Raw genomic sequence first — 21644 nt, forward strand, 5'->3', positions numbered from 1 at the left:
TTGATAACCTCCGCAATCTAGGCTGTCTACAAATAGTGGAGGATCCATGTCGGATACTCGAACCGCCGCCACCGCGCCCGCACTCGAACCCATTCCCGCCCGGGTCTGGCGGGTGGCCGGTGTGGTGGTCTTCGGCGCGGTCATGAGCATGTTGGACACGTCGCTGGTGAATATCGGGCTGAACTCCATCGCGACGGATCTCGGTGCGGCACTGGACAGTGCCCAGTGGATCGCGAGCGGCTATCTGCTCGCACTCGCCGTCACGCTGCCGCTGTGCGGTTGGCTCGGGCGGCAATTCGGAATGGACCGGGTCTGGTTGACCGCGCTCGCCGGATTCACGGTGACCTCCGCACTGTGTGCGCTGGCCCCGGATATCGGGTGGCTCATCGGGTTTCGGATCGCACAGGGTCTGGCGGCGGGGCTATTGGTGCCCGCCGGGCAGACGCTGCTCGGACAGGCCGCTGGTCCGCAGCGGTTGGGCCGGGTGATGAGTGTCGTCGGTATCGCGGTGGTCGCCGCGCCCGCGATCGGGCCGACCATCGGCGGCGTCATGCTGGCGAATCTGGACTGGGAGTGGTTGTTCCTGATCAATATTCCGTTCGGGTTGGTCGCCTTCGTCCTGGGGCGTCGGGTGCTGCCGCGGGCGGAGGCGACGGGCCATGGTGGTCGATTCGATGCCACCGGGTTCGCGTTGATCGGGGTCGGACTGTCGGCGCTGGTTTATGGACTGGGTGAATTCGGCAGTCGCGGTGCGGTTTCCGCGCCGACGGTGTGGGTGTCGGTGGTGGTCGGAGTGCTCGCGCTCGGGCTGTTCGTGGCACGGTCGGTGCGCGGTGGTGGCCTGCTCGATGTCGGACTGTTCCGGCATCCGGTATTCGCGACGGCGAATGTGGCGAACCTCTTCGCCGGTGCCTCGCTGTTCGGGTCGATGCTGTTGCTGCCGTTGTACTTTCAGGTATTGCATCGGGAAGGCCTGATCGCGACGGGGATGCTGCTCATGTCCTTCGGGATCGGTGGCATCATCGCGCTGCCCGTCGGCGGCCGGTTGACCGATCGGTACGGCGGGGGTGTGGTCGCGGTGGTCGGGAGTGCGGTGACGGTCGCGGTCACCGTGCCGTTCGCGCTCGGCGACGCGTCGATGAATCCTGTTGTCGTACAGGTGCTTCTGTTGATCCGCGGGGTGGCGACCGGATTGACCGGGGTGCCGATCGTTGCCGCGGCCTACGCGTCGGTGCGGCCCGAACAGCTGCCGGATGCGGCGTCGTTCGTGAATATTCTGCAACGGGTCGGCGGTTCGATCGGAGCGGCATTGCTCGCCGTGGTGCTGTATCGCGCGGCCGCTGCCGGATTGCCGGTGGATGCCGGATTCCGGCAGGCGTTCTGGTGGCTCACCGCCGCGTCGGTCGTCTCGTTCATCGCGTCACTATTGCTGTGGCGCAAGGAGATTCAGCCGAGTTTGTGATGCTTCGCGCCTGGTCGGCGGTTACCGACCAGGCGCATCCTTACGCGGCCGAGGCGGCGGTGCCGATGCCGAGCGCGGCGAGGATGGCCGCGCTGATCTGCTCGAGCCGATCGCGAATCCGGGGGCGGCGCAACATCGCAACGGCCCGGGAGGCCAGCATGGCGAGCAGGATCATCTCGACGGCGGCAATGCAGCATTCGATGGCGCCGAGCGCGAGGGTGTTCAGGAACGTGACGTCGGTGAGGAATTGCGGCAGTACCGCCAGGTAGAACAGTCCGACCTTCGGGTTGAACATGCACGACACCACGCCCGCGGCGAATGCCGAGCGAATCGAGGGCGGGGCCTCCGTGGCCGACTGTCCGGACGGTGCGGTGGTATCAGCCCCGCGCTGCTTGCGGTGATCGATCAGCGCGCGAATTCCCAAGTACACCAAATAGATTCCGCCGATGATCTTGAGCGTCCGGTAGGCCGTCGCGGACTGTTCCAGTAGGGCGGCGACGCCAGCCGCGACCACGACGGCCCACACGATCCCGCCCAATGCCGAGCCGATCGCCGCGGCAATGCCGGGTCGCGCGTCCACGATCGAGAATCGCAGCACCAGGAACGAATCCGGGCCGGGCGTAATCGACAGCAGAATGCACAGGCCGACAAAGCTGAGCAGCAGGGAAGGCGTCACCTCTCGATCAGACCGCACATCACTCGGCATTGCAAGGTTATTTATTCAGCTGCATGTGTATGCAGTTGCGGTGCGGTTGACAGAGCGGCGGGGCATCTGTCAGTCTCGGTTCAGGTCATGAGTACCAGCATCAAGCCCCGGCTAGCTGGTCGGCAACCCTCCTCCGCGGTGGGGTGCTCCGGGTGACGACCAGGCCGCAGCCAGACCGGATGCGGCAAGCGCGGACTCGGATGATCACCAGATTTCGGGTCCCACAGCCGATGGGATTTTGTGATGACCGCTGCAATCGATAAAACCTGTGCCGCCCTCGCTCGGGTCTCCGGCGACGACCTTCAGGTGCCGCTCGTCCAGGGCGGAACGACCACCTACACGAACTTCGACTACGCCGCTAGCGCACCGGCGTTGGCGCAGGTCACCGATCGGGTGCAGCAGCTGCTGCCGTACTACGCGAGTGTGCACCGCGGTGCCGGTTACGCCTCGCGGATCTCCACCGAGTGCTACGAGGCCGCGCGCGGTTCGGTCACCCGCTTTCTCGACGCCGCCGACGATCAGGTCGTCGTATTCACCCGCAACACCACCGATTCGTTGAATCTGCTCGCCGCATGTGTGCCCGGCGACACCGTGGTGCTGGATATCGAACATCATGCGAACTTCCTGCCGTGGACCCGGCACGGCCGCCGCGTCGTCAGGGCCGCGGCGACCGTCGAGGAGACGATCCGTCAGCTGATCGCCGAATTGTGCAGTAAGCCAGCGGCATTGCTCGCCGTCACCGGTGCGTCCAACGTAACCGGTGAGGTGCTGCCGCTGGAGCGCCTGGCCACCATCGCGCACCAGTGTGGCGCCCGCATCCTGGTCGATGCCGCGCAGCTTGCGCCGCATCGCCGAATCAGCCTGCGCGCCACCGGAATCGACTACCTCGCATGCTCCGGCCACAAGCTCTACGCACCGTTCGGCGCGGGAGTGCTTGTCGGACGCCGGGATTGGCTCGATGCCGCCGAACCGTATCTGGCGGGCGGCGGGGCGGTTCGCGAGGTCACCACCACCAACGCGGAATGGGCAGCGGCGCCGCAGCGGCACGAGGCCGGTTCACCGAATGTCCTTGGTGCGGCCGCACTCGCCGCCGCATGTGACGCACTGTGCGCGATCGATCCGAAAACCCTTGCCGCGCACGAGCAAACGCTCGCCGATCGCCTGCGCGCCGGGCTGTCCGAGATTCCGGGCGTCAACCTGCTGCGCATCTGGGACGACAGCCCGGACACCGTCGGCATTGTCGCCTTCACCCTGGACGGATTCGTCCCCGGCCACGTAGCCGCCTACCTCTCCGCCGAACACGGCATCGGCATTCGCGACGGCCGCTTCTGCGCCCACCCGCTGCTCGCCCGCCTCGGCCTCGACGGCGCCCTGCGCGCCAGCATCGGCCTCGGCACCAGCTCCGCCGACGTGGACCGCCTGGTCGAGGCCATCGCCACCCTGGTCGACAAGGGTGCGTCGTGGAATTACGCCAGCACCGACGGACTCTGGAACCCGACCCCCGAAACCCGCCCCTTCGCCCACCCCGCCTCCACCGACGGCGCGGCACCCTGCTCGTTCGGCTAGGCGGAGCCCCTCGGGCTCGACGGGCAGCGTCCGGCTGACGCGTGCTGATCGACCGGGCGAATCCCCAGCTCCGATACTGCGGACGGGCGACATCTTCCACATCGAGGCGCGCACCGGCTCATCCCGCGATCTATAGCGTTGCCGCGCAGGCGAATATGTCCGCGTTCAGTCTTCGAGCGAGGTCGGGCGGTAGTAGCGGCCGCGGTAGTAGAGCAGCGGTGCGGCGCTGGGCTGTTCGTCGGTGTTGTCGTGGACCCGGGTGACCAGACCGACGACGAGGGTGTGGTCACCGATGGGGATCAGCTGTTGGATGGTGGCGCGGATCCAGATGGGCGTGCCGTGCAGCACGGGCTCGCCGGTGTCCAGGGTGGTCCACAGTGAGCGATCGCTGAAGCGTTGATCGGCGGTCCGCGCGAAGCGCTTGGCCAGATCGTGCTGGTGTTCGCCGAGGAAATGCACCACGACGGAGTCCGCCGCCTGCAGTGCCGTCAGGCTCGACGAGGTGTGGGCGATGTTGAAGGAGACGAGTGGGGGTTCCAGGGACAGCGATGCGAAGGAGGTCGCGGTAAAGCCGACCGGGCCGTTCGCGGAGCCCAGCGTGACAACGGTGACGCCCGCCGGATAGTGCCGCATCGAAGCGCGGTACAGCTCGGCGGTGATACCGCTCAGATCATCGGGAATCTGGAGGTCCGTGGCGGGGGGTTGAGCTTCGGTCACAGCTGTGCCTCGCTAGCGCTCGGCTTCGCTGCGACCGTTGGTGCCGTGTTGATGGTTCGCGAGCTCACATGACGAAACTACGCCGGGTGTCCGAATCGCGTTCAATCCACATCGATCGGAAGCCCGGCGGTGATCCGTACGAGTTCGCGAAACGAGGTGCGGAACACGGTATTCGGATGTCCGCCCGCGGCCCAGACCTCCCGGTGTGTGGATAGCGCGTTATCCACCCAGGTCGGCAGGTTGGTGGGATGGCCGACTGGTGCGATGCCGCCGATGGGCTGTCCGGTCACCTCCTGCACCATCTCGGCGGGTGCGCGGGTGAGCGTGCCTTCCAGCCGTTCGCCGGTGCGTCCGAGGTCGACCTGGTGTGCACCGGAGACCAGCAGCAGCACCGGATCGTCGTCCAAGAGGAACACCAGTGATTTTGTGATGGCGCCCACATCGACCCCGAGTGCCCGTGCGGCATCGGCGGCGGTGGGCGTGGGGGCGGGCTGAGTGACGATGACACCGTGGTGGCCGCGGGCGATCAGGGTATCTGCGACCCGGCATGCGACTGGTGGAAGCGACCTGCGCATGGAACCAGAGTAGAGCGATTGCGGGCCGTGTGCCGGTCGAGTTCTCAGTCAGTGGTCGGCGGGCCGGACGGGAGAACCAGTGCGGCGCACTGGCTTTGCACAGCATTTGCGCGCGGACGGACTGGTCGGCTGGCATGCGCACATCTGCTTTACGCTGAACGAATGACTGATTGGCAGGCTTTCACCGTTGAAACCAAGGATCACATCGCGCAGGTCACGCTGACCGGGCCCGGCAAGGGCAATGCCATGGGTCCGGATTTCTGGCGGGAGCTGCCGGAAATTTTCCGGGGACTGGATGCCGATCCCGAGGTCCGTTCCATTGTGCTCACCGGTTCCGGGAAACATTTCTCCTACGGACTCGACCTGCCCGCGATGGCAGGCATGTTCGGCCCGCTGCTGGCCGACAAGGCGCTGGCCGCGCCGCGCACCGACTTCCTGCACGAGGTGCGCCGCATGCAGGCCGCGGTGACCGCGGTGGCCGATTGCCGCAAGCCGGTCATCGCCGCGGTCTCGGGCTGGTGCATCGGCGGCGGGCTGGATCTGATCGCCGCCGCCGATATCCGCTATGCGAGTGCGGACGCGAAGTTCAGCCTGCGCGAGGCGAAGGTCGCGATCGTCGCCGATATCGGATCGCTGCACCGGCTGCCCGGCATAATCGGCGAGGGGCGCCTGCGCGAACTCGCCTACACCGGTAAGGACATCGACGCGGCGCGTGCCGAGAAGATCGGCCTGGTCAACGACGTGTTCGCCGATCAGGAAGCGGTATTGGACGCGGCGCACGCCGTCGCGCGCGAGATCGCCGCGAATCCGCCGCTGGTGGTGCAGGGCGCGAAGGATGTGCTCGAGCAGCGCACCAAGGATCAGGTGGCCGCCGGGCTGCGCTATGTCTCCGCGTGGAATTCGGCATTCCTGCCGTCCGAGGATCTGACGGAGGCCATTCAGTCGGTGTTCGAGAAGCGCGCCCCGGAGTTCAAGGGCCGGTAAAGGCCGCATATTCGCTTGCCCCAGCCGTTGGCTCGCGCACATACTTGTATCACGCAACTAATTGATTGACGCAAGTAAAGGTGAGTCGAGTGGATGAGGACGAGCGGTCGGTCGACGCGATCGCGATGCAGCTCACCCGGCTGCAACGAATCCGGGAGCGGACCGCGGCGCAGATGCGGAGCAAGGATGGCGTGGATCCCGCGGCGTTCGCGATTCTGTTCCGGCTGCTCTGTGACGGACCGATGCGCTCGGGAGCACTCGCCGACGCGGTCCATTCGGATGCGTCGACGGTCAGTCGGCATATCGCCCACCTCGTCGACCGGCGTTTGGTGGAACGGCAGGCCGATCGCAACGACGGTCGCGCCACCGTGCTCGCCGTCACCGAGCGGGGTCGTGAGGTCGCCGAGCGGATCCGCAGGCGCAGGCACGAGAACCTGACCCGCGTCATGGCGGCCTGGACGTCGCAGGACCGGGCCGCGTTCGCCGAACTGCTGCGGCAATTCGTCGACGACTACGAGCGGGCCAAGCCCGCCATGATCGCGGCCATCCGCAAGGACCAGCACCTATTCGACCTCGAGACGGAGAACGAGTCGTGACCGCACCGGCCACCGTGGCGGAGCCCACGGGTTTCACCCACAGACAGATCCTGACCATCATGAGTGGTCTGCTGCTCGGCATGCTGCTCGCGGCGCTCGACCAGACGATCGTGTCCACCGCGATCCGCACCATCGCCGATGATCTCGACGGCTATTCGATGCAGGCCTGGGCGACCACCGCCTACCTGATCACCGCGACACTCGCGACACCGCTCTACGGCAAGTTGTCCGATATGTTCGGCCGCAAGCCCTTCTTCATGGCCGCGATCTCGATCTTCGTGGTCGGTTCGCTGCTGTGCACGCTGGCGCAGTCGATGTACGAGCTCGCGGCGTTCCGCGCCTTCCAGGGACTCGGGGCGGGCGGCCTGATGTCGCTGGCGCTGACCATCCTCGGCGATATCGTCAGCCCCCGCGAGCGCGCCAAGTACCAGGGCTACTTCCTCGCGGTATTCGGCACCTCCAGTGTGATCGGACCGGTGCTCGGCGGTGTATTCGCCGGTCAGGACACCATTCTCGGGGTCAGCGGCTGGCGCTGGGTCTTCCTGGTGAATGTGCCGATCGGCCTGATCGCGCTCGGCGTCGTATCAAAGGTGCTCAAGCTGCCGAAGCGGCCGCACTCCACCGACCGGGTGGACTGGTGGGGCGTGCTCGTGCTCGCGATCGGGCTGGTGCCGCTGCTCATCGTCGCCGAACAGGGCCGCGAATGGGGTTGGGGCAGTGCACGATCCATTCTCTGCTACGTCATCGGCGTGCTCGGTGTCATCGGGTTCGTGCTGGTCGAGAAGGCAATGCGGGATAAGGCGCTGATTCCGCTGCGGATGTTCGCCAACAAGACCTTCGCGCTCGGCGTGGTGATCTCGGTCGTTGTCGGCTCGGCGATGTTCGGCGGTATTTCACTGCTGCCGCAATATCTGCAGGTGGTGCGCGGATCCAGTCCGACACTGGCGGGTCTGCAGATGCTGCCGATGGTGCTCGGGATGATGACCGGCTCGGTCGTATCCGGCCAGCTGATCTCGCGGACCGGTCGCTACCGGATCTTCCCGCTCATCGGCGCGACCATGTTGACGCTCGGCCTGTTCCTGCTGCACTTCGTGAATGCCGACAGCCCGCTGTGGCTCGCGATGATCTTCATGGCGGCCACCGGATTCGGACTCGGCAATCTCATGCAGCCGCTCACCATCGCGGTACAGAATGCGTTGCCGCCCAAGGATATGGGCGTCTCCACCGCTGCGGCCACCTTCTTCCGGCAGATCGGCGGCACGATGGGTGTCGCGGTATTCCTCTCGATCCTTTTCGCGCAGTTGACGCCGAATATCTCCACCGAGATCAAGTCCGCGGCCACCGATCCGGCCTTCCAGCACGCCGTGGTCGAGGCCGCGCACAGCAGCAATCCCGCTGACGCGGCGCTCGCGAAAGGCCTTCTCGCGCAGGATACTTCGGCGGCGGGCGGGGTGCTGAAGGATAGCTCTATCGTGCAGCAATTGAGCCCGGAACTGGCCCGACCGTTCAAGGTTGGTTTCGCGGAATCGATGTCGACGGTATTCCTGTCGGTGACCGGCGTTGCCCTGCTCGCGCTGATCCTGGTGCTGTTCTGGAAGGAAGTGCCGCTGCGGACGGTCGGCGGAATCGAGGCGGCCAAGGGTGATGCGGTGACGAACGGATCCGATGTTCTCGAGCGCACCGGGTTGTTGACCGCGGGTGGCGAGGCACTCAGTCCGCCCGAGGGTGCGGTGAGTTCGACCAACGGTGCCGGATCGAGAACCGGCGGTTCCGCCTGAATTTGAACGGAGCCGATCGCGCCTGGTCCCGGCAGTCGTCGGGGCTGGGCGCAATCCGGTTCACGGTTCGGTGTTCGTCGGGCGGGTTGTGATTGGAGTCGAGTGTGTGATCTCGCTCAACACGACGACTGAGCATTCCTCGAGGAGACCGGTTTGCTCGCAGACTTGTACCGCTCGGCGGATCCGAAGAGCTGATGCGGGGCCGGTTCGGACATGTGGTGGACGGTCAGATCGAATTCGAGGCGGCCAAGGGCGATGCGGCGGCCAACGGTGCGGATGTTCTCGAGCGCACCGGATTGTTGACCGCGGGCGGTCCGGCGCTCGATCCGCCCGAGGACGCGGTGAGCTCGACCAACGGTGCCAGATCGAGAACCGCCGGGTTCGCCTGAATCTGGACCGAGCCGCGCGCCCGTTCCCGGCAGTCGTCGGGACCGGGCGCATCCCGTTTCACGGTTCCGAGTAGCGGTATCCGCCGGGTGCCGTCGGCGATCCGAGTCGCCGGGACTCCACTGGCGTTGTCGCATATCCAATGAGTGCCTCGCACAGGCTATAGCTTGTGCGAGGCACTCACTGGTTATGCGACAGCTGTTGTGCGGCAGGAGGATTGGGCTAGTTTCGATGCGGGTGGCGGGTGCGGAGGTATTTGTCGTGTTCGCGGTCTTCTTGGTGGTAGCGCTGGGTGAGGGTGGTCAGGCGGTGGATTTCGGTGGCCATGGAATGGGGTTCGATGGGCTTGGCGATGATGGGGTCGCCGGTTTTCACGTAGTAGCGGCCGTCGGGGTAGTCCATCCACCAGAAACCGCGGGCGGGGGTTGGGCGGGCGTCGAGAGCCGGGCCCGGGCAGATGGTTATCTCGCCGAAGGCGGAGCGGGGGCGTTGGAAGATGCGGTCCAGTTGGTCGATGGGGCCGAGGTCGTGGGCGCGGCGGATGTGGCGGTCGCGTTCGGCGGCGATTTCCGCGCGGCGAATCTCCAACGGTGGGTGGGTGCCGGGCCCGCACGTGGGTAGGGCGGCTACCGCGTACCGGGCGACTTGTTCTGCGGCGCAATAGGTTAGGAGAACGTCGCCGCCGGTGTCGGGATGCGGGCCGGGGAACTGTTGCAGGACGGCCCCTGCCTGAGCGCGGACCGCACCATGGAACCGATATGTGTGCGATAGATCGGCACCGCCGAATCCCTTGGACTCCACCCGGACATCCGGCTCGAGCAGTACCTCGATGGCACGTTCGAGCTCGGGCGAATACTTGGCGAGCAAGGAACTGACGGCAGCCTCCCGGTGGCGCTTCAGCTCATCGAAGTCGGCGATGTCGGTGCGATAGTGCAGCGGATAGGGCAGCCGGTCACGACCATATGCGGCCCAGAGCATTTCGAACTCCAGCCCGCTGAGCCTATGCCGACCCGACCCACCGCCAACTGTCGTCCCGCTATCCATACCCACTCCGCCACCTTCGCCGATTGCCATTCCGCGCGGTTACCCACTCCGCCCACCCGCCGCGCCCCCGCACCAATTCCTTTACCGCGCACGCTATCTCGCTCGGCTGCTGCCACAATATTGACTTGTGCGGAGCATGTTGCCTGGTTGGACGGCTGCCGTCCGCCGATCCGTGCGCCGCGAGTGTTGCCAGCTCGAGCCGGGCTGATGCGTGGATTCGGCTGCTGCGCAGGGTGTCTCGCTCGGTTTGCTGTCGCACAGTGGTTGCGTGGCGCGTGTGTTCTCTGGTTGGGCTGTGGCCGTGCGCCGATTCGTGCGCCGCGTGCGTTGCCTCGCTCGAGCCGGGCTGATGCGTGGATTCGGCTGCTGCGCAGGGTGTCTCGCTCGGTTTGCTGTCGCACAGTGGTTGCGTGGCGCGTGTGTTCTCTGGTTGGGCTGTGGCCGTGCGCCGATTCGTGCGCCGCGTGCGTTGCCTCGCTCGAGCCGGGCTGATGCGTGGATTCGGCTGCTGCGCAGGGTGTCTCGCTCGGTTTGCTGCCGCACAGTGGTTGCGTGGCGCGTGTGTTCCCTGGTTGGGCTGTGGCCGTGCGCCGATTCGTGCACCGCATGCGTTGCCTCGCTGGGGCCGCGCTCGCGTGCGGATTCGCGTGCCGCGTGTTCGGCTTGCTCGGGTTGCTGTCGCGCATGGAGTTGCGGGTCGTGGGGTTGGTCGGGTGAAGCTGCCGCTTGTGGATTCGCGTGCTGTGCGGATTGGTTGGGGATGGGCACGGTTAGTAGCGGGGTTCACTGTCGGGGTCTGCGCCGATTACCGGGGGGACGGTTTTGGGTTGGGAGTTCAGGCCGGTTAGTTCTTGGCCGTGTTCGGCGGTGATGAGGTAGTCGGGGACGCTCTTTTTGCGGTCGTCGTCGTTGGATTTGTTCTGGCCTGGGGCGCCCATGCCCGACATGCCGGAGCGGCCTGTTGCTGCGGTGCTCTGGCGGGTGGACGCGGCGGTTGTGGTCGTCGTAGTTGCCGGTGTGCCGGTGACGCTGCGGCCGGGGCCGGGTTGGGTGGTGCCGGGGGTACCGGTGGTGGTTGGGCGGCCGGTGGTGGTTCCGATACCGGGGGTGTTGAGGTTCGGGGTGGAGGCGGTCGGGGATGCCGTGGTGGACGAGGTGGATGGTGTCGTTGCAGTGGTGCTTTGAGAGGTGGTGCTGGCGGCGGTAGTGGCGTCCGGTGTTGTGGTCGACGGGGTGGTGGATTGGCCGGTGTCCGTCGGCTGGCCCGAATCCTGGCCCTGGTTGCCGGAGCCGTCCGAGCCGTCGCCGTCGGAACCCGAGGAACCGCCGTCGGAACCCGAAAGTCCGTGTGTGTCACCGGGATCCCGACCCGATGAGACCGGCCCCCCGCCGTCGGTGATCGTCGGCGCGGTGGGCATGTAGGGGACGCCGACATCGGTCTGCCCCGCGACCTGGCCGTAGACCGTGCGCAGGATTCTGCGCCCCTCCTGCTCGGCCTCGGTGCTGGTGTATTCGTCGGTCTTCATGACGCCGTCTTTGGGTAGCGTCTTTCCGGCGATATCCGGGCGCTCGGTCAGGCCGGGCATCAATGCCTGGGTCTGCTCGAGGCCGGTCTTCATTTCCGCGAGCTTCAGGCTGGTCAGGGTGGCTGCTTGCGCCAGCGGAACGGACTTGTCGTAGTAGTTGTTCACCGCGGTGGTGGCTGCCTGCGCCGCAGCACCGGTCCATCCGCTGTGGCCGTTCTGGCCGGTGATGGTGCGATCGAATTCGCGCTTGAAGAGCTCGAAAGTGCCGGTCAGCTCTGCGCCGATATTCGCCCATGCGGTGACCGCGTCATCGACCAGCTTTGGCTTCATCGCCGACACGGCAGTCTGCATTTGCTCGAGGGTGAGGTGGTCGTAACTGTCTGGTGTGGTGATGTGCGGTGGCTGTGTTTCGCCCTCGAAACCGCTGTAGCCCGACTCGGTTTTGTAGATCCAGTCGCGGTCCCGGTTCCACTGCTCCTGGGCCGCGATCACTCGGCGTTGGTAGTCCTCGTAGGTCATTCGGGCGTCACCTGCTCGAACTGCGAGGCGCGGTATTGGTCTTGGGCGACGAAGTTCGCGGTCGCCTGTGCCACAACCTGTTTCACGGTACTGACCGAATCGATATGTTGCATGATGACGGTATCGAGCGAACGATCCGTACCGGACGCAGTCTCGGAGAACTTCTTCTCCAGAATCGTGCCCGAGTTGAAGTTTCCGAATCCAGTGATGCGGTCGATGCGACCGATCATTGTGAGTACTGTGTTCAGTCTGTCGATCTGGTCGTCGCAGACCTTGTCCAAGCCTTTGCCGACCTCTGGATCAAGCGACAGCTCACCGGCATTGGCCTTGTCGAGTAGCCTCGTCCATTCGCTGGGATCGATACCGTTGATCATTCCCCCTCCTCACCGTGCGGGCAGATACTCAACCAGGGCTGAGCTGAGGCGGCCGACCTCGAGGCACGGGTCGCCAGCTCCGGAGGCCCCGTATCGGTTCATCACGTTGAAGTCGACTATCCCATGCGGCACTTCAATGGCGAGCCAGCAATTCAGGTTGTAAGTAGCACCCGGCTTGCGAAATTGGAGCGCTCGATGGGAACCAACGGTCGTCGACGAGTAGTCCACGTAGTCGGTTCGCTGTCTGCTCTCGTCCAGCGTGTGGTCCGACGACAAGATTCCGAGGTTGTACGTTTTCGCCTGGGACACCCAGCTGCAGGTCTTCCACCCGGTGAAGTCGACTCCCGCGACAGTGGTGTCTTTGCTTGCCGCATTCAGCCCGAGTGCGGATATCGCGGAGTCGGGTATGTCGCAGGGATTCCAGATCGCTGCTTCCGGATCTTTCGAGGTCGTGGCTGCTGAAGTCGTACTTGCCGATACTTTCGTACTGCTCGGAGTCGGCGCGCTATCACCTGAGTCGTTATTGCACCCGGCAAGCGCCAACGCTGCGCCGAGGATCAGGGCCGCAGCGCGCGGCATCTTCGCTGTACTAGCCATCCGCGAACCCCTTCGCTGCCACCCGTGCCGAGGGGAACATGCCTCCCCCGCTGCTCCGCAACCCTACCGTCTGGCGCGTGAGACCGGCAATGACACCAGGTAGTGATCAGACACCGAAAACCTCCCGCACTCACATCGTGCGGGAGGCTGCGTATCGATCGCTCAGGGCTGGTGGAACTTTCCATCGGAAAGGGCCGCAGTGAAGGCGTCCCACTGATCGGGAGTGAACACCAGCGCAGGGCCATCAGGGTTCTTCGAGTCCCGCACACCGACGAAGGAGTCGACCAGGAAGGCGACCTCAACGCAATCCTTACTGCCCGAGCTGCGGATGCTCTTGAACCACTGAGCTTCAGATAGGTCGATGTCGTACTGGTTGGTCACCGCCATACTCCCTTGCGATTTGCCGAAGCAGGCTTCTGCTTGCGGTCTCGTCCAGCGCTCGCCGCCAGATGGCGTCATGGGCAACATGGTAGCGCTGGACATGATGCGGTGACTCCAAATACAAATCCCCCGTGAGGTTTTCGAGGTAGACAACCGATGGCTCGATCGGCTCTCCCTTCTTGTCGACGTCGAAGTCGACGATCGTGAACAGCCCGATTGGATCACCCAAAGGGATGCCCGCCGAGTGCGGAAGAATTCGCAGCGAGACGTTCGGCAAGGTGGAAACGTCGGCAAGATGCTTCAATTGTGCGCTCATCGTCCTTGCATCGCCGACGACGCGACGCAGCGCGCACTCCAAAAGCACCACCTTCAGTTCGATTGGCCGCCGTTTGCGAGTGATCGCGCGTTGTCGCCGAAGCTTCAATTGCACGCGGCGATTGATCTCGTCATCGGTACCGTTCGGGAACACACCGCGAGCGAGTACACGCGCATAGCCGGGCGTCTGCAGCAACCCCAACACGACATCCGGCGCATACGACGTCAACCGCCGTGCCGCCGCCTCCAGCCCCACGTAGACATCAAAGTCCTGCGGGATGACCGCCCCGTATTCATGCCACCAACACTTCCCCGACGCCTGCTGTGCCAACCCGAGCAGCCCTTCCGTCACCACCTCCTCGGCGTCATACACCGCACACAGCTCTCGAATATCCAGCAGCCGTATCCGATTCGTCTGCCCGGTCTCCAACCGCTGCAAGGTCGTCTTACCGCGTTCGATCAACCGCGCCGCCTCCGGCATTGTCATCCCGGCCTGTAAGCGCAGGTCACGCAGATGGCGCCCCAGTTGTCGTCGCGGCACCGTACTTCCTGTATCCGTCATGGCCCCCTACCTCAGTTTTTCGGAAACGAGTGTGATGTATTCGCGGACGTACCGATCCGCGGACACGGAACTTGTCCTCGCCTTTCGGCGCGATTCGAATGCAGACCCCATGAAGACGCTGACTCCTCCGCCTGTCGCGTGCTGTGCTGTTGCCGCGCCCGGTCGGAGAGCCGTAGGAAACTCGAGAAACCTATTGGATCACAACGGATTGCCGCGTATCCGCAGATTCGGCCGGGCGCTTTCGAATTCACCGAGGAGAATCGAGGAATCCGATGGATCACCGGGGATGGCGGTGCAACCCGAGGTTCACCCGCGCGCATCCGCAGGCGCCCAGGCGGAATCCCATGGGCCATGTCGTCGACGCGATCCCGCCGCGTGCGCACCGAGGATGTCATTGCTGATCGAACCGCTGCCGACCAAGAGTGAGGTGCTGCGCGCCTGCCGTGGCGTCGAGCACGCCGCGCACCCGCTCCTACACCTGGCCTACGAACTCACCTGCCTGCACGAGAGGCGCCTCGCCGACGGCGGACGGACCGATGACATCGATTGCCGGAGAGCTGAATTGGTGCGCCACATCAATCATTGGGTCCATGCGCAACTGCCGCCCGCACATAGCAGCGCCTCGGTGCACACCGAGACCCTCGGCGCGGTGCTGGACCGCCTCGCCCAATACACCGCCACCGCCTACGCAGCCCTGGCCAGCGCCACGGACAACGCGCTCGGCGACGCCTGGGAGGCACTGGCCGAATTGGCCATCGGCTACGAGGATTTGGCGCACGACCTAGCCGCAGGCCGTCGCCGCCTCCCCGGCGGCCCCTGAACCCGCCCGCCCCGACTTGAAGGCCTTCGGCTGTCAAGGAGTATGCCCCGGTGCTCCGAAAGTCCTGGTTGAATGCGGGTTGTCGAGTGCCGTGGCTTGCTGCTCCCGAACATCCTGGTGGGGTGTGGTTGTCGAGTGCCGTGCTCTGCTGCTTCCGAACACCCGATGGAGTTCAGCTGTCCAGGTGCGCATCCCGAACCAACAGCTACTCGATCCTGCCCAATCGCCGCCCCCACACGACAACGCGCCTCTTCAAGATCACCATCTACTGGTGGCGGCAAATGTCGAGAGCCCTTCTCCAAGAACGCATTCTCGGCGGCTATTCGGTTGGGTGGCGAGAGTCGTTCGGGCGCAAGGGCGGAAGGGGTGGAGGGTGGGGGAGGTGGTGTTGCCCAAGGGGGTGATCGGTCGAGCCCTAGGGGTGGCTGTTCGGGGGGTGAATTGTCCTTAACGTAAGGGACGTAATCAATCGAACTCGCTTTCAGGAGCAGTGAAATGCGGATCAAGTCCTTTATCGCGGCCGGTCTTCTCGCCATCGCCGCCGTCGCCGGGGTGTCGACGGCAGCAACGGCGTCTGCGGCCACGGGTTACTACTACGGCACCTATGCCACCTCCGCGGCGTGTGCCGCGGACGGCGCCTCGCCCACCACCGGCGGCTACTACTACGAGTGCGTCGAAACCTATAGCGGCTGGGATCTCTACATCTACTACTGAGCCGATCCGCCGATAGCCGAGATCAGCGGCAGCGCAGAGTAATCGAAAAGCGGGAAGTCCGAACAACAGCGGACTTCCCGCTTTTCGTTGTTCGCGTGCCGCCGTACGGGTTGCTCCCGTTGATGCCAGCCGCCAGGGCCTGCCGAAACCGAATTTCGCCAACGGAACCCGGCACCGCGCCGGAACTCAGAATTTGATGCGCTCCAGCCAGGTCGTGAGTATGGAGAGGTCTCCGGAGGTCTCCACGCGTGGGTTGTCGGCGGGGGTTCGGCGCACCAGCAGGAGGAACAGATCCGCGGCGGTGCCCTGAACCGTCAACGATGCCGGTGCCTGGCTGTCACTCCAGGTGATCGTGTCCCCGTAACGCAGAATCGTCCAGGTGTCATCGGTATCGATGGCGCGCAACCGCAGGCTGGCGCCTTCGTCGAGTGGTGTCTCGAATCGTGGTCCCTTCTCGACGATTTCGAGAAACTCCGACAGGCCGTCAGCGGCGATCTCGGGGGCAATGTCCAGCTCGCGGTCGAGAGCGAGCAGGGCGTCGGCGCGGTGGACGCTCGCCTCGTGCAGGCGTCGGCGTACCCACCACTCGGCAGGGCGCGCCGAGCCGAACGGTGTCCACACCGGCACGTCGGAACCCACTGTGTCGATGCTGTCGATCACCGCTCGGGCACCGGCACGCAGCCATCGGTCGGCCGCATCCAGATCTCGTGGCCGACGAATATCGGGAACCCGCTCGAATTCCAGGAATTCGGTGGCGAGGTCGGCGATCATCGCTGCGGCCCAACGGTTCCCACCCCCGACGTGGGCGATCAGGTTCGCCAGGTTCCAGTCCGGGCATGTCGGTATCGGCGTCTTCGGATCGGCCGAGCGGTAAAGGTCGGCGAGCAGATCGATCTCGTCCAACAATGCTTTGCGCAGAGCCGTCGTATCGAGAGAAGTCACGAACGCGACGTTAACCCACCTTCATTCGATGAGCATCGCCGTTCGAACCGACCATGATGGCCCGCCTCCCGCCCTCGAACAGTCGTCCGGGCTCGAGCGCTGAGCAGTAGCACAGCTCTGGTTACCGCCTCGCGCCCTCGATAGTGCAGGCAGGGGGAGGCCGAAACTGTGTCGCCGCAGGTTCACGGGGTGAAGAAGGTGGCATTGCCCCAGGTGGTGGTTGTTCGACCCCTAGGGTCGGCTGTGCTGGGCGTTTGCTGTTTCTACCGTTAGCGGGGTAATCAATCAACTCTCGCTTTCAGGAGCAGTGGAATGCGAATCAAATCTCTCATCGCGGGCGGCCTTCTTGCTGCCGCCGCTGTCGCTGGGGTGTCGACGGCAGCGACCGCATCGGCCTCCACGGGCTACTACTACGGCACTTACGCGACCCGTGCCGCATGTGCCGCAGACGGCGCCTCGCCCAAGACGGGCGGCAACTACTGGCAGTGCGTCCAGACCTACAGCGGCTGGGATCTCTACCTCTACAACTGATCCATAATAGAAAAAGCGGGAAGTCCGAACACCGGACTTCCCGCTTTTCGTTTGGGGCGGTCATCCACCGCCCCAATAGAACTCAGTGGCCGCCTTTTTCCTGCAGCCGCTTGATCGAGGCCTCCACCTCGGCCTCTGCCTCGGCGCGACCGACCCACTCCGAGCCCTTGACGTACTTGCCCGGCTCCAGATCCTTGTAGCGCTCGAAGAAGTGCTTGATCGCGGCCAGTTCGAACTCCGGCACATCGGCCAGATCCTGGATGTGGTCCCAGCGCTTATCGCCCGCGGGCACGCACAGCACCTTGTCGTCGCCGCCCGCCTCGTCGACCATCTTGTACATCGCGACCGGACGCACCTCGATCAGGCAGCCCGGAAACACCGACTCCGGCAGCAGAACCAGCGCGTCCAGCGGGTCGCCGTCCTCACCGAGGGTGTTCTCGATGTAGCCGTAGTCGGCCGGGTAGACCATGGACGTGTAGAGGAAGCGGTCGAGCCGGACCCGACCGGTCTCGTGATCGACCTCGTACTTGTTCCGAGAACCCTTGGGGATCTCGATGGTGACGTCGAACTCCACGCCATCTCCTTACTGATGCCTCGGTGTGACTGTCGTCGGAACGCCGACTCGACAGGTGTTCGGGGGGAACGGTGCCGGAACGAGGATAGTGTGGTCGGCGGGCACTCGGGTGCGGTAGGTGGGTGGACCCGGCGGCGGTGTGACGGTCGGGCGATACGAGACGGAGAGACGGCGGGCACGTGGTGGGTGGCAGCAATGCGTATAACGGTGGCTCGGCCACCAAGCGACGCCGCATTCTCTGGATCTTCGTCGCGTTCATGGTGGCCCTGCTGGTCGGTGCCGGGGCAGGCGTGCTGATCGCGGTCAAGCCGTGGACCGAGGGATTCCGGCACGGCGGGCTCACCATCGCCGCACCGCCCGCGCCGGTCACACCGGTACCGCAGGTCGCGCCCGCGCCCTCGAATGCGTCCGCGCCGACTCCGGCCGGTATCTCCGCCGCGCTCGCGCACGTGGTCACCAATCCCGACCTCGGCGCATTCGCCGGTGAGGTGACCGATGCGGCCTCCGCGACCGTGCTGTGGAGCGCCGAATCCGATAAGCCGATGATTCCGTCGTCCACCGCCAAGGTCCTCACCACCGCGGCCGCCCTGCTGACCCTGCCCGCGGATCATCGGGTGAGCACCCGCGTGGTCACCGGAACCGCGCCCAATGAACTGGTGCTGGTCGGCGGCGGCGATCCGACGCTGACCGCGCAGCCCGACGGCAAGGGGTATTACCCGAACGGGCCGCGCCTGTCGGATCTGGTTTCGCAGATCAAGGCGTCCGGACGTCAGGTCGACACCATCGTGGTGGACACCTCCGCGTATTCCGGCGCACCCATGGCCCCGGGCTGGGATCCGGTCGATATCGGCGAGGGTTCGATCGCGCCGATGGATCCGGTGATGCTCGACGGCGGACGTCTCGATCCACTGGTCGAGTACTCGCCGCGCACCCCGACTCCGGCGCTGGCCACCGGACAGCGCCTGGCCACCGAACTCGGACTCGATCCCGCCAAGGTGCGGATCGGCAATGCCGTTGCCGGTGCGATGGAGGTGGCGAGCGTGCAATCCGCGCCGCTGCGGGACCGGCTGCGCGACACCATGGTCCACTCCGACAATGTGCTCGCCGAGGCCATCGGCCGCGAGATCGCGATCGCATCCGGTAACGAGGCATCGTTCACCGGGGCCGTCGCCGCCCTCGAAACCGCGCTCGGCAAGGGCGGATTCGATCTCACCGGACTTTCGATGCGCGACAACAGCGGCCTGTCGACCGAGGACAGGGTGCCCGCCCGGCTGCTCGACAAGATCATCGCGACCGCCGCCAAGCCGAGCGGCGCCAATGCGGTGCAGCCGAGCAACACCAAGGCCAAGCCGGAAACCGACCGCATCGCCACCACCCTGGCACCGCTGCTCGACGATCTGCCGATCGCGGGCGCGACAGGCTCGCTGAGCAGCCGTTATGTCACGCAGAACCGGGGCGGCGCGGGATGGGTGCGGGCCAAGACCGGAACTCTGTCGGTGGCGAGCACGTTGGTCGGGTATGTGCTGGATAGCGACGGCCGGGTATTGACCTTCGCATTGATGTCGAACGATCGGCCACCGGAGCTCAGCCGACCCGCATTGGACGCCATCGCAAGCACGCTGCGCAACTGTGGATGCTCGTGACGGGTGGTTGACCATGTTCGAAGGCACTGATGAATCGGGCGCTGCGCCCGCCGTGAATTCGGCTGCGGATGCTCCGGCCGAGCGCAGACGCTCCGGATTTTCCGGCGCCGTCGATTGGCGCCTTGCCGCGCGCACCGGCGCCGCGCTGGTGCCGTCCGGACCGCGGACCTCGCGATATTCGGCCGAACAAGTAGTGAGCGAGTTGGCCGAGGCATCGGTGCGGGCGGAGGGGCCGGTTCGTGAGGTGAGCGGTCTGCTCGACGACCAGCCGGTGCCATCGGCCCTGATCGTCGACCGGCCCGGCTGGATCAATGCGGCCGCCGATTCCATGGCCCAGTTGACCGGGACCGGACCGGCATCGGACAAGGGCCTGCTCGCGGGCAAACCGGCGGGTGTGCAAGCGGGCGCGATGCTGGCGTTCCTGTCCACCGCGATCCTCGGCCAGTACGACCCGTTCACCGGACCCGATGGGACGCTGCTGCTGGTCGCGCCGAACATCATGGCCGTCGAGCGCGCACTCGGCGTCTCGCCGACCGACTTCCGCTTCTGGGTCTGCCTGCACGAAGTGACCCACCGGGTGCAGTTCTCCTCCGCGCCCTGGCTGGCCGATTACATGCGCACCAATGTCGACATCCTGGGCGAGGTCGGCGACGAACCGCTCGCCGAAATGCTCGGCCGCCTGGTCGAAGAGGTGCGCGACCGCCGCCGGGGCACCGTCCCCGACGATCCGAATTCCCGCGGTGTCGTCGGTCTACTGCGCGCCACCCAGGCCCCACCGCAGCGCGAGGCGCTGGACCGCCTGCTGATGCTCGGCACCCTGCTGGAAGGCCACGCCGACCACGTCATGGATGCCGTCGGCCCCACCGTCATCCCCACCGTCGAACAAATCCGCGCCGCCTTCGACAAGCGCCGCAAACGCCCCACCAACCCACTGCAACGACTCCTGCGCGCCCTCCTCGGGGTGGACGCCAAGGTCGCCCAATACGTGCGCGGCAAGAAATTCGTAGACGCCGTTGTGGCCCAAGTCGGCATGACCCAGTTCAACACCATCTGGACCGACCCCGAAACCTTGCCTCTCGCAGCCGAAATCGAGGCTCCCGAGCGCTGGGTGGCCCGCGTCCTCGGGTAGTTCGCCGCAGTTTCTCCACTGGTCCCAGGCAACCGCCCGGTGCTCGCGATGCCCCTGATGAAGCGCCGCATATCCAATGAGTACCTAGCACAAGCTACAATCTGTGCGAAGAACACGGATACCGGTGACGTCCAGCTACCGCAGCAAAGAGCCCTGTGGCCGAATCGGTAGTCTCCGGATATGAGCCGTACGGCGGGAGCGATGCCCGGGAATGCGCGGCGGCTGCCCGAGACCGAGGCGGTGCTCGAGGTGCGGCGGGCGGTACGGGGATGGTTGGCCGATTACGCGACGGGTGATGTGGCGGTCGCGTTGTCCGGGGGCGCGGATTCGTTGGCGTTGACCGCCGCCGCCGTTGTGGAGGCAGATCAGGTCGACGCGCTGATTGTCGATCATCAGTTGCAAAAGGGATCGGACAAGGTGGCCGCCGAGGCGGCCGCTACGGCGCTGGCGCTCGGGTGTCGTTCGGCGCATGTGTTGCCGGTCGAGGTCGGCAACGACGGAGGGATGGAGGCGGCGGCGCGGGTAGCTCGGTATGCGGCGCTCGACGTGGCGCGGGGTGGGTTGCCGGTGCTGCTCGGGCACACGCTCGATGACCAGGCCGAGACGGTGCTGCTCGGGTTGGGGCGAGGGTCGGGTGGGCGGTCGATTCAGGGGATGGCGGCGTTCACGGATCCGTGGGGGCGGCCACTTTTGGCGGTGCGGCGGGCGGTGACCAGGCAGTTGTGCATCGATATCGGGTTGACGCCGTTCGAGGATCCGCATAATTCTGCGGCGGAGTTCACCAGGGTGCGGCTGCGGAACGAGGTTCTGCCGTTGCTCGAGGAGGTGCTCGGTGGCGGGGTCGCGGCGGCGTTGGCGCGGACGGCCGAGCAGTTGCGCGACGACAGCGCGGTACTGGATGCATTGGCCGATGAGTTATTGCGAGCCGCGAGTGATGGCCCGGCCCTCTCGATAGAGACTCTCGCCACTTCTCCCGCGGCCTTGCGTCGCCGCGCGATCCGTGCCTGGTTGCTGGCCGGTGGCGCTAAATCCCTGACCAACAAGCATTTACAGGCGGTTGACGAATTGGTTACCGCATGGCGCGGACAGGGCGGCGTCGCGGTGGGTGGCGGAACACCGGGGCGCAGGTTGGTCGCCGCGCGCGAACATGGCAGGCTGACTTTGCGTCTGCAAGGGAGCCGATGACACATAATGGGTCGGCC

Annotated in this window: 23 protein-coding genes and 1 riboswitch; of the genes, 12 read left to right on the forward strand and 11 right to left on the reverse strand. The window is 65.5% G+C overall.

What is annotated here, in order from left to right:
• The first annotated feature begins 46 nt into the window (after nt 1-46).
• Complete coding sequence (locus ACQP1T_RS02470) at nt 47-1462, forward strand: DHA2 family efflux MFS transporter permease subunit (RefSeq protein WP_433758331.1); 1416 nt, start codon at nt 47-49, stop codon at nt 1460-1462.
• Between the two features lie 40 nt (nt 1463-1502).
• Here the strand turns inward: ACQP1T_RS02470 and ACQP1T_RS02475 are convergent, their stop codons facing one another.
• Nucleotides 1503-2138, reverse strand: a complete 636-nt coding sequence (locus tag ACQP1T_RS02475) for a LysE family translocator (protein ID WP_433758334.1) — start codon at nt 2136-2138, stop codon at nt 1503-1505.
• A 113-nt stretch (nt 2139-2251) separates the two neighbouring features.
• Nucleotides 2252-2365, forward strand: a riboswitch (SAM riboswitch).
• Nucleotides 2366-2411: 46 nt separating this feature from the next.
• Between ACQP1T_RS02475 and ACQP1T_RS02480 the strand changes: the two genes are divergently transcribed.
• The gene (locus ACQP1T_RS02480) at nt 2412-3734 is read left to right on the forward strand and encodes an aminotransferase class V-fold PLP-dependent enzyme (RefSeq protein WP_433758335.1); all 1323 of its coding nucleotides are present in this window, start codon (nt 2412-2414) and stop codon (nt 3732-3734) included.
• Nucleotides 3735-3899: 165 nt separating this feature from the next.
• Here ACQP1T_RS02480 and ACQP1T_RS02485 read toward each other — a convergent pair whose 3' ends face one another.
• Together ACQP1T_RS02485 and ACQP1T_RS02490 are read right to left on the reverse strand one after the other, a co-directional pair.
• A complete protein-coding gene (locus ACQP1T_RS02485; RefSeq protein WP_433758337.1) occupies nt 3900-4451 on the reverse strand; it encodes a flavin reductase family protein in 552 nt (183 codons plus the stop codon).
• A gap of 101 nt (nt 4452-4552) precedes the next feature.
• Nucleotides 4553-5026 carry a YbaK/EbsC family protein gene (locus ACQP1T_RS02490; protein WP_433758338.1) on the reverse strand — a complete coding sequence of 158 codons (474 nt, stop codon included), beginning with the start codon at nt 5024-5026 and terminating at the stop codon, nt 4553-4555.
• Between the two features lie 162 nt (nt 5027-5188).
• Here ACQP1T_RS02490 and ACQP1T_RS02495 point away from each other — a divergent pair, with 162 nt between their 5' ends.
• The 4 genes from ACQP1T_RS02495 to ACQP1T_RS02510 all read left to right on the forward strand — a co-directional run bounded on the left by ACQP1T_RS02495 (nt 5189) and on the right by ACQP1T_RS02510 (nt 8773).
• Nucleotides 5189-6010: a crotonase/enoyl-CoA hydratase family protein gene (locus ACQP1T_RS02495; protein ID WP_433758339.1), complete on the forward strand. Its 822-nt coding sequence runs from the start codon at nt 5189-5191 to the stop codon at nt 6008-6010.
• A gap of 89 nt (nt 6011-6099) precedes the next feature.
• Nucleotides 6100-6606: a MarR family winged helix-turn-helix transcriptional regulator gene (locus ACQP1T_RS02500; protein ID WP_433758341.1), complete on the forward strand. Its 507-nt coding sequence runs from the start codon at nt 6100-6102 to the stop codon at nt 6604-6606.
• Nucleotides 6603-8384, forward strand: a complete 1782-nt coding sequence (locus ACQP1T_RS02505) for an MDR family MFS transporter (RefSeq protein ID WP_433758342.1) — start codon at nt 6603-6605, stop codon at nt 8382-8384. The genes ACQP1T_RS02500 and ACQP1T_RS02505 overlap by 4 nt, the downstream gene beginning before the upstream one ends.
• A 194-nt stretch (nt 8385-8578) precedes the next feature.
• On the forward strand, nt 8579-8773 hold the full coding sequence (locus ACQP1T_RS02510) for a hypothetical protein (RefSeq protein WP_433758343.1): 195 nt from the start codon (nt 8579-8581) through the stop codon (nt 8771-8773).
• 220 nt (nt 8774-8993) lie between these two features.
• On the opposite strand, the gene ACQP1T_RS02515 is transcribed toward ACQP1T_RS02510, so the two are convergent.
• The 6 genes from ACQP1T_RS02515 to ACQP1T_RS02540 all read right to left on the reverse strand — a co-directional run bounded on the left by ACQP1T_RS02515 (nt 8994) and on the right by ACQP1T_RS02540 (nt 14089).
• Nucleotides 8994-9749, reverse strand: coding sequence for an ESX secretion-associated protein EspG (locus tag ACQP1T_RS02515; protein WP_433758344.1), 756 nt, complete (start codon nt 9747-9749; stop codon nt 8994-8996).
• Nucleotides 9750-10585: 836 nt separating this feature from the next.
• Nucleotides 10586-11860 (reverse strand): hypothetical protein, encoded by a 1275-nt coding sequence (locus ACQP1T_RS02520; RefSeq protein WP_433758345.1) that lies wholly within the window; start codon nt 11858-11860, stop codon nt 10586-10588.
• Nucleotides 11857-12234, reverse strand: a complete 378-nt coding sequence (locus ACQP1T_RS02525; protein ID WP_433758346.1) for a hypothetical protein — start codon at nt 12232-12234, stop codon at nt 11857-11859. Before ACQP1T_RS02525 ends, ACQP1T_RS02520 begins: the two co-directional genes overlap by 4 nt.
• A 9-nt stretch (nt 12235-12243) precedes the next feature.
• Nucleotides 12244-12831, reverse strand: coding sequence for a DUF3558 domain-containing protein (locus tag ACQP1T_RS02530; protein ID WP_433758347.1), 588 nt, complete (start codon nt 12829-12831; stop codon nt 12244-12246).
• Nucleotides 12832-12993: 162 nt separating this feature from the next.
• Nucleotides 12994-13218: a DUF397 domain-containing protein gene (locus ACQP1T_RS02535; RefSeq protein WP_433758348.1), complete on the reverse strand. Its 225-nt coding sequence runs from the start codon at nt 13216-13218 to the stop codon at nt 12994-12996.
• Nucleotides 13181-14089 carry a helix-turn-helix domain-containing protein gene (locus ACQP1T_RS02540; protein WP_433758349.1) on the reverse strand — a complete coding sequence of 303 codons (909 nt, stop codon included), beginning with the start codon at nt 14087-14089 and terminating at the stop codon, nt 13181-13183. The genes ACQP1T_RS02535 and ACQP1T_RS02540 overlap by 38 nt, the downstream gene beginning before the upstream one ends.
• A 388-nt stretch (nt 14090-14477) precedes the next feature.
• Between ACQP1T_RS02540 and ACQP1T_RS02545 the strand changes: the two genes are divergently transcribed.
• Together ACQP1T_RS02545 and ACQP1T_RS02550 are read left to right on the forward strand one after the other, a co-directional pair.
• On the forward strand, nt 14478-14909 hold the full coding sequence (locus ACQP1T_RS02545; RefSeq protein WP_433758350.1) for a DUF4254 domain-containing protein: 432 nt from the start codon (nt 14478-14480) through the stop codon (nt 14907-14909).
• A gap of 495 nt (nt 14910-15404) precedes the next feature.
• On the forward strand, nt 15405-15623 hold the full coding sequence (locus ACQP1T_RS02550) for a hypothetical protein (protein WP_433758351.1): 219 nt from the start codon (nt 15405-15407) through the stop codon (nt 15621-15623).
• Nucleotides 15624-15809: 186 nt separating this feature from the next.
• On the opposite strand, the gene ACQP1T_RS02555 is transcribed toward ACQP1T_RS02550, so the two are convergent.
• The gene (locus tag ACQP1T_RS02555) at nt 15810-16565 is read right to left on the reverse strand and encodes a maleylpyruvate isomerase family mycothiol-dependent enzyme (protein WP_433758352.1); all 756 of its coding nucleotides are present in this window, start codon (nt 16563-16565) and stop codon (nt 15810-15812) included.
• Nucleotides 16566-16877: 312 nt separating this feature from the next.
• On the opposite strand from ACQP1T_RS02555, the gene ACQP1T_RS02560 reads away from it, so the two are divergent.
• Nucleotides 16878-17096 (forward strand): hypothetical protein, encoded by a 219-nt coding sequence (locus ACQP1T_RS02560; RefSeq protein ID WP_433758353.1) that lies wholly within the window; start codon nt 16878-16880, stop codon nt 17094-17096.
• Nucleotides 17097-17178: 82 nt separating this feature from the next.
• On the opposite strand, the gene ACQP1T_RS02565 is transcribed toward ACQP1T_RS02560, so the two are convergent.
• Nucleotides 17179-17670 (reverse strand): inorganic diphosphatase, encoded by a 492-nt coding sequence (locus ACQP1T_RS02565; RefSeq protein ID WP_062991466.1) that lies wholly within the window; start codon nt 17668-17670, stop codon nt 17179-17181.
• Nucleotides 17671-17849: 179 nt separating this feature from the next.
• On the opposite strand from ACQP1T_RS02565, the gene dacB reads away from it, so the two are divergent.
• The 3 genes from dacB to tilS all read left to right on the forward strand — a co-directional run bounded on the left by dacB (nt 17850) and on the right by tilS (nt 21627).
• Nucleotides 17850-19313 (forward strand): D-alanyl-D-alanine carboxypeptidase/D-alanyl-D-alanine endopeptidase, encoded by a 1464-nt coding sequence (dacB, locus tag ACQP1T_RS02570; protein ID WP_433758354.1) that lies wholly within the window; start codon nt 17850-17852, stop codon nt 19311-19313.
• 13 nt (nt 19314-19326) lie between these two features.
• Nucleotides 19327-20442, forward strand: a complete 1116-nt coding sequence (locus ACQP1T_RS02575; protein WP_433758355.1) for a zinc-dependent metalloprotease — start codon at nt 19327-19329, stop codon at nt 20440-20442.
• A gap of 180 nt (nt 20443-20622) precedes the next feature.
• Nucleotides 20623-21627 carry a tRNA lysidine(34) synthetase TilS gene (gene tilS, locus ACQP1T_RS02580; protein ID WP_433758356.1) on the forward strand — a complete coding sequence of 335 codons (1005 nt, stop codon included), beginning with the start codon at nt 20623-20625 and terminating at the stop codon, nt 21625-21627.
• Nucleotides 21628-21644: the final 17 nt, after the last annotated feature.

The organism is Nocardia sp. CA-135398 (assembly GCF_050955845.1).
Taxonomy (GTDB): domain Bacteria; phylum Actinomycetota; class Actinomycetes; order Mycobacteriales; family Mycobacteriaceae; genus Nocardia.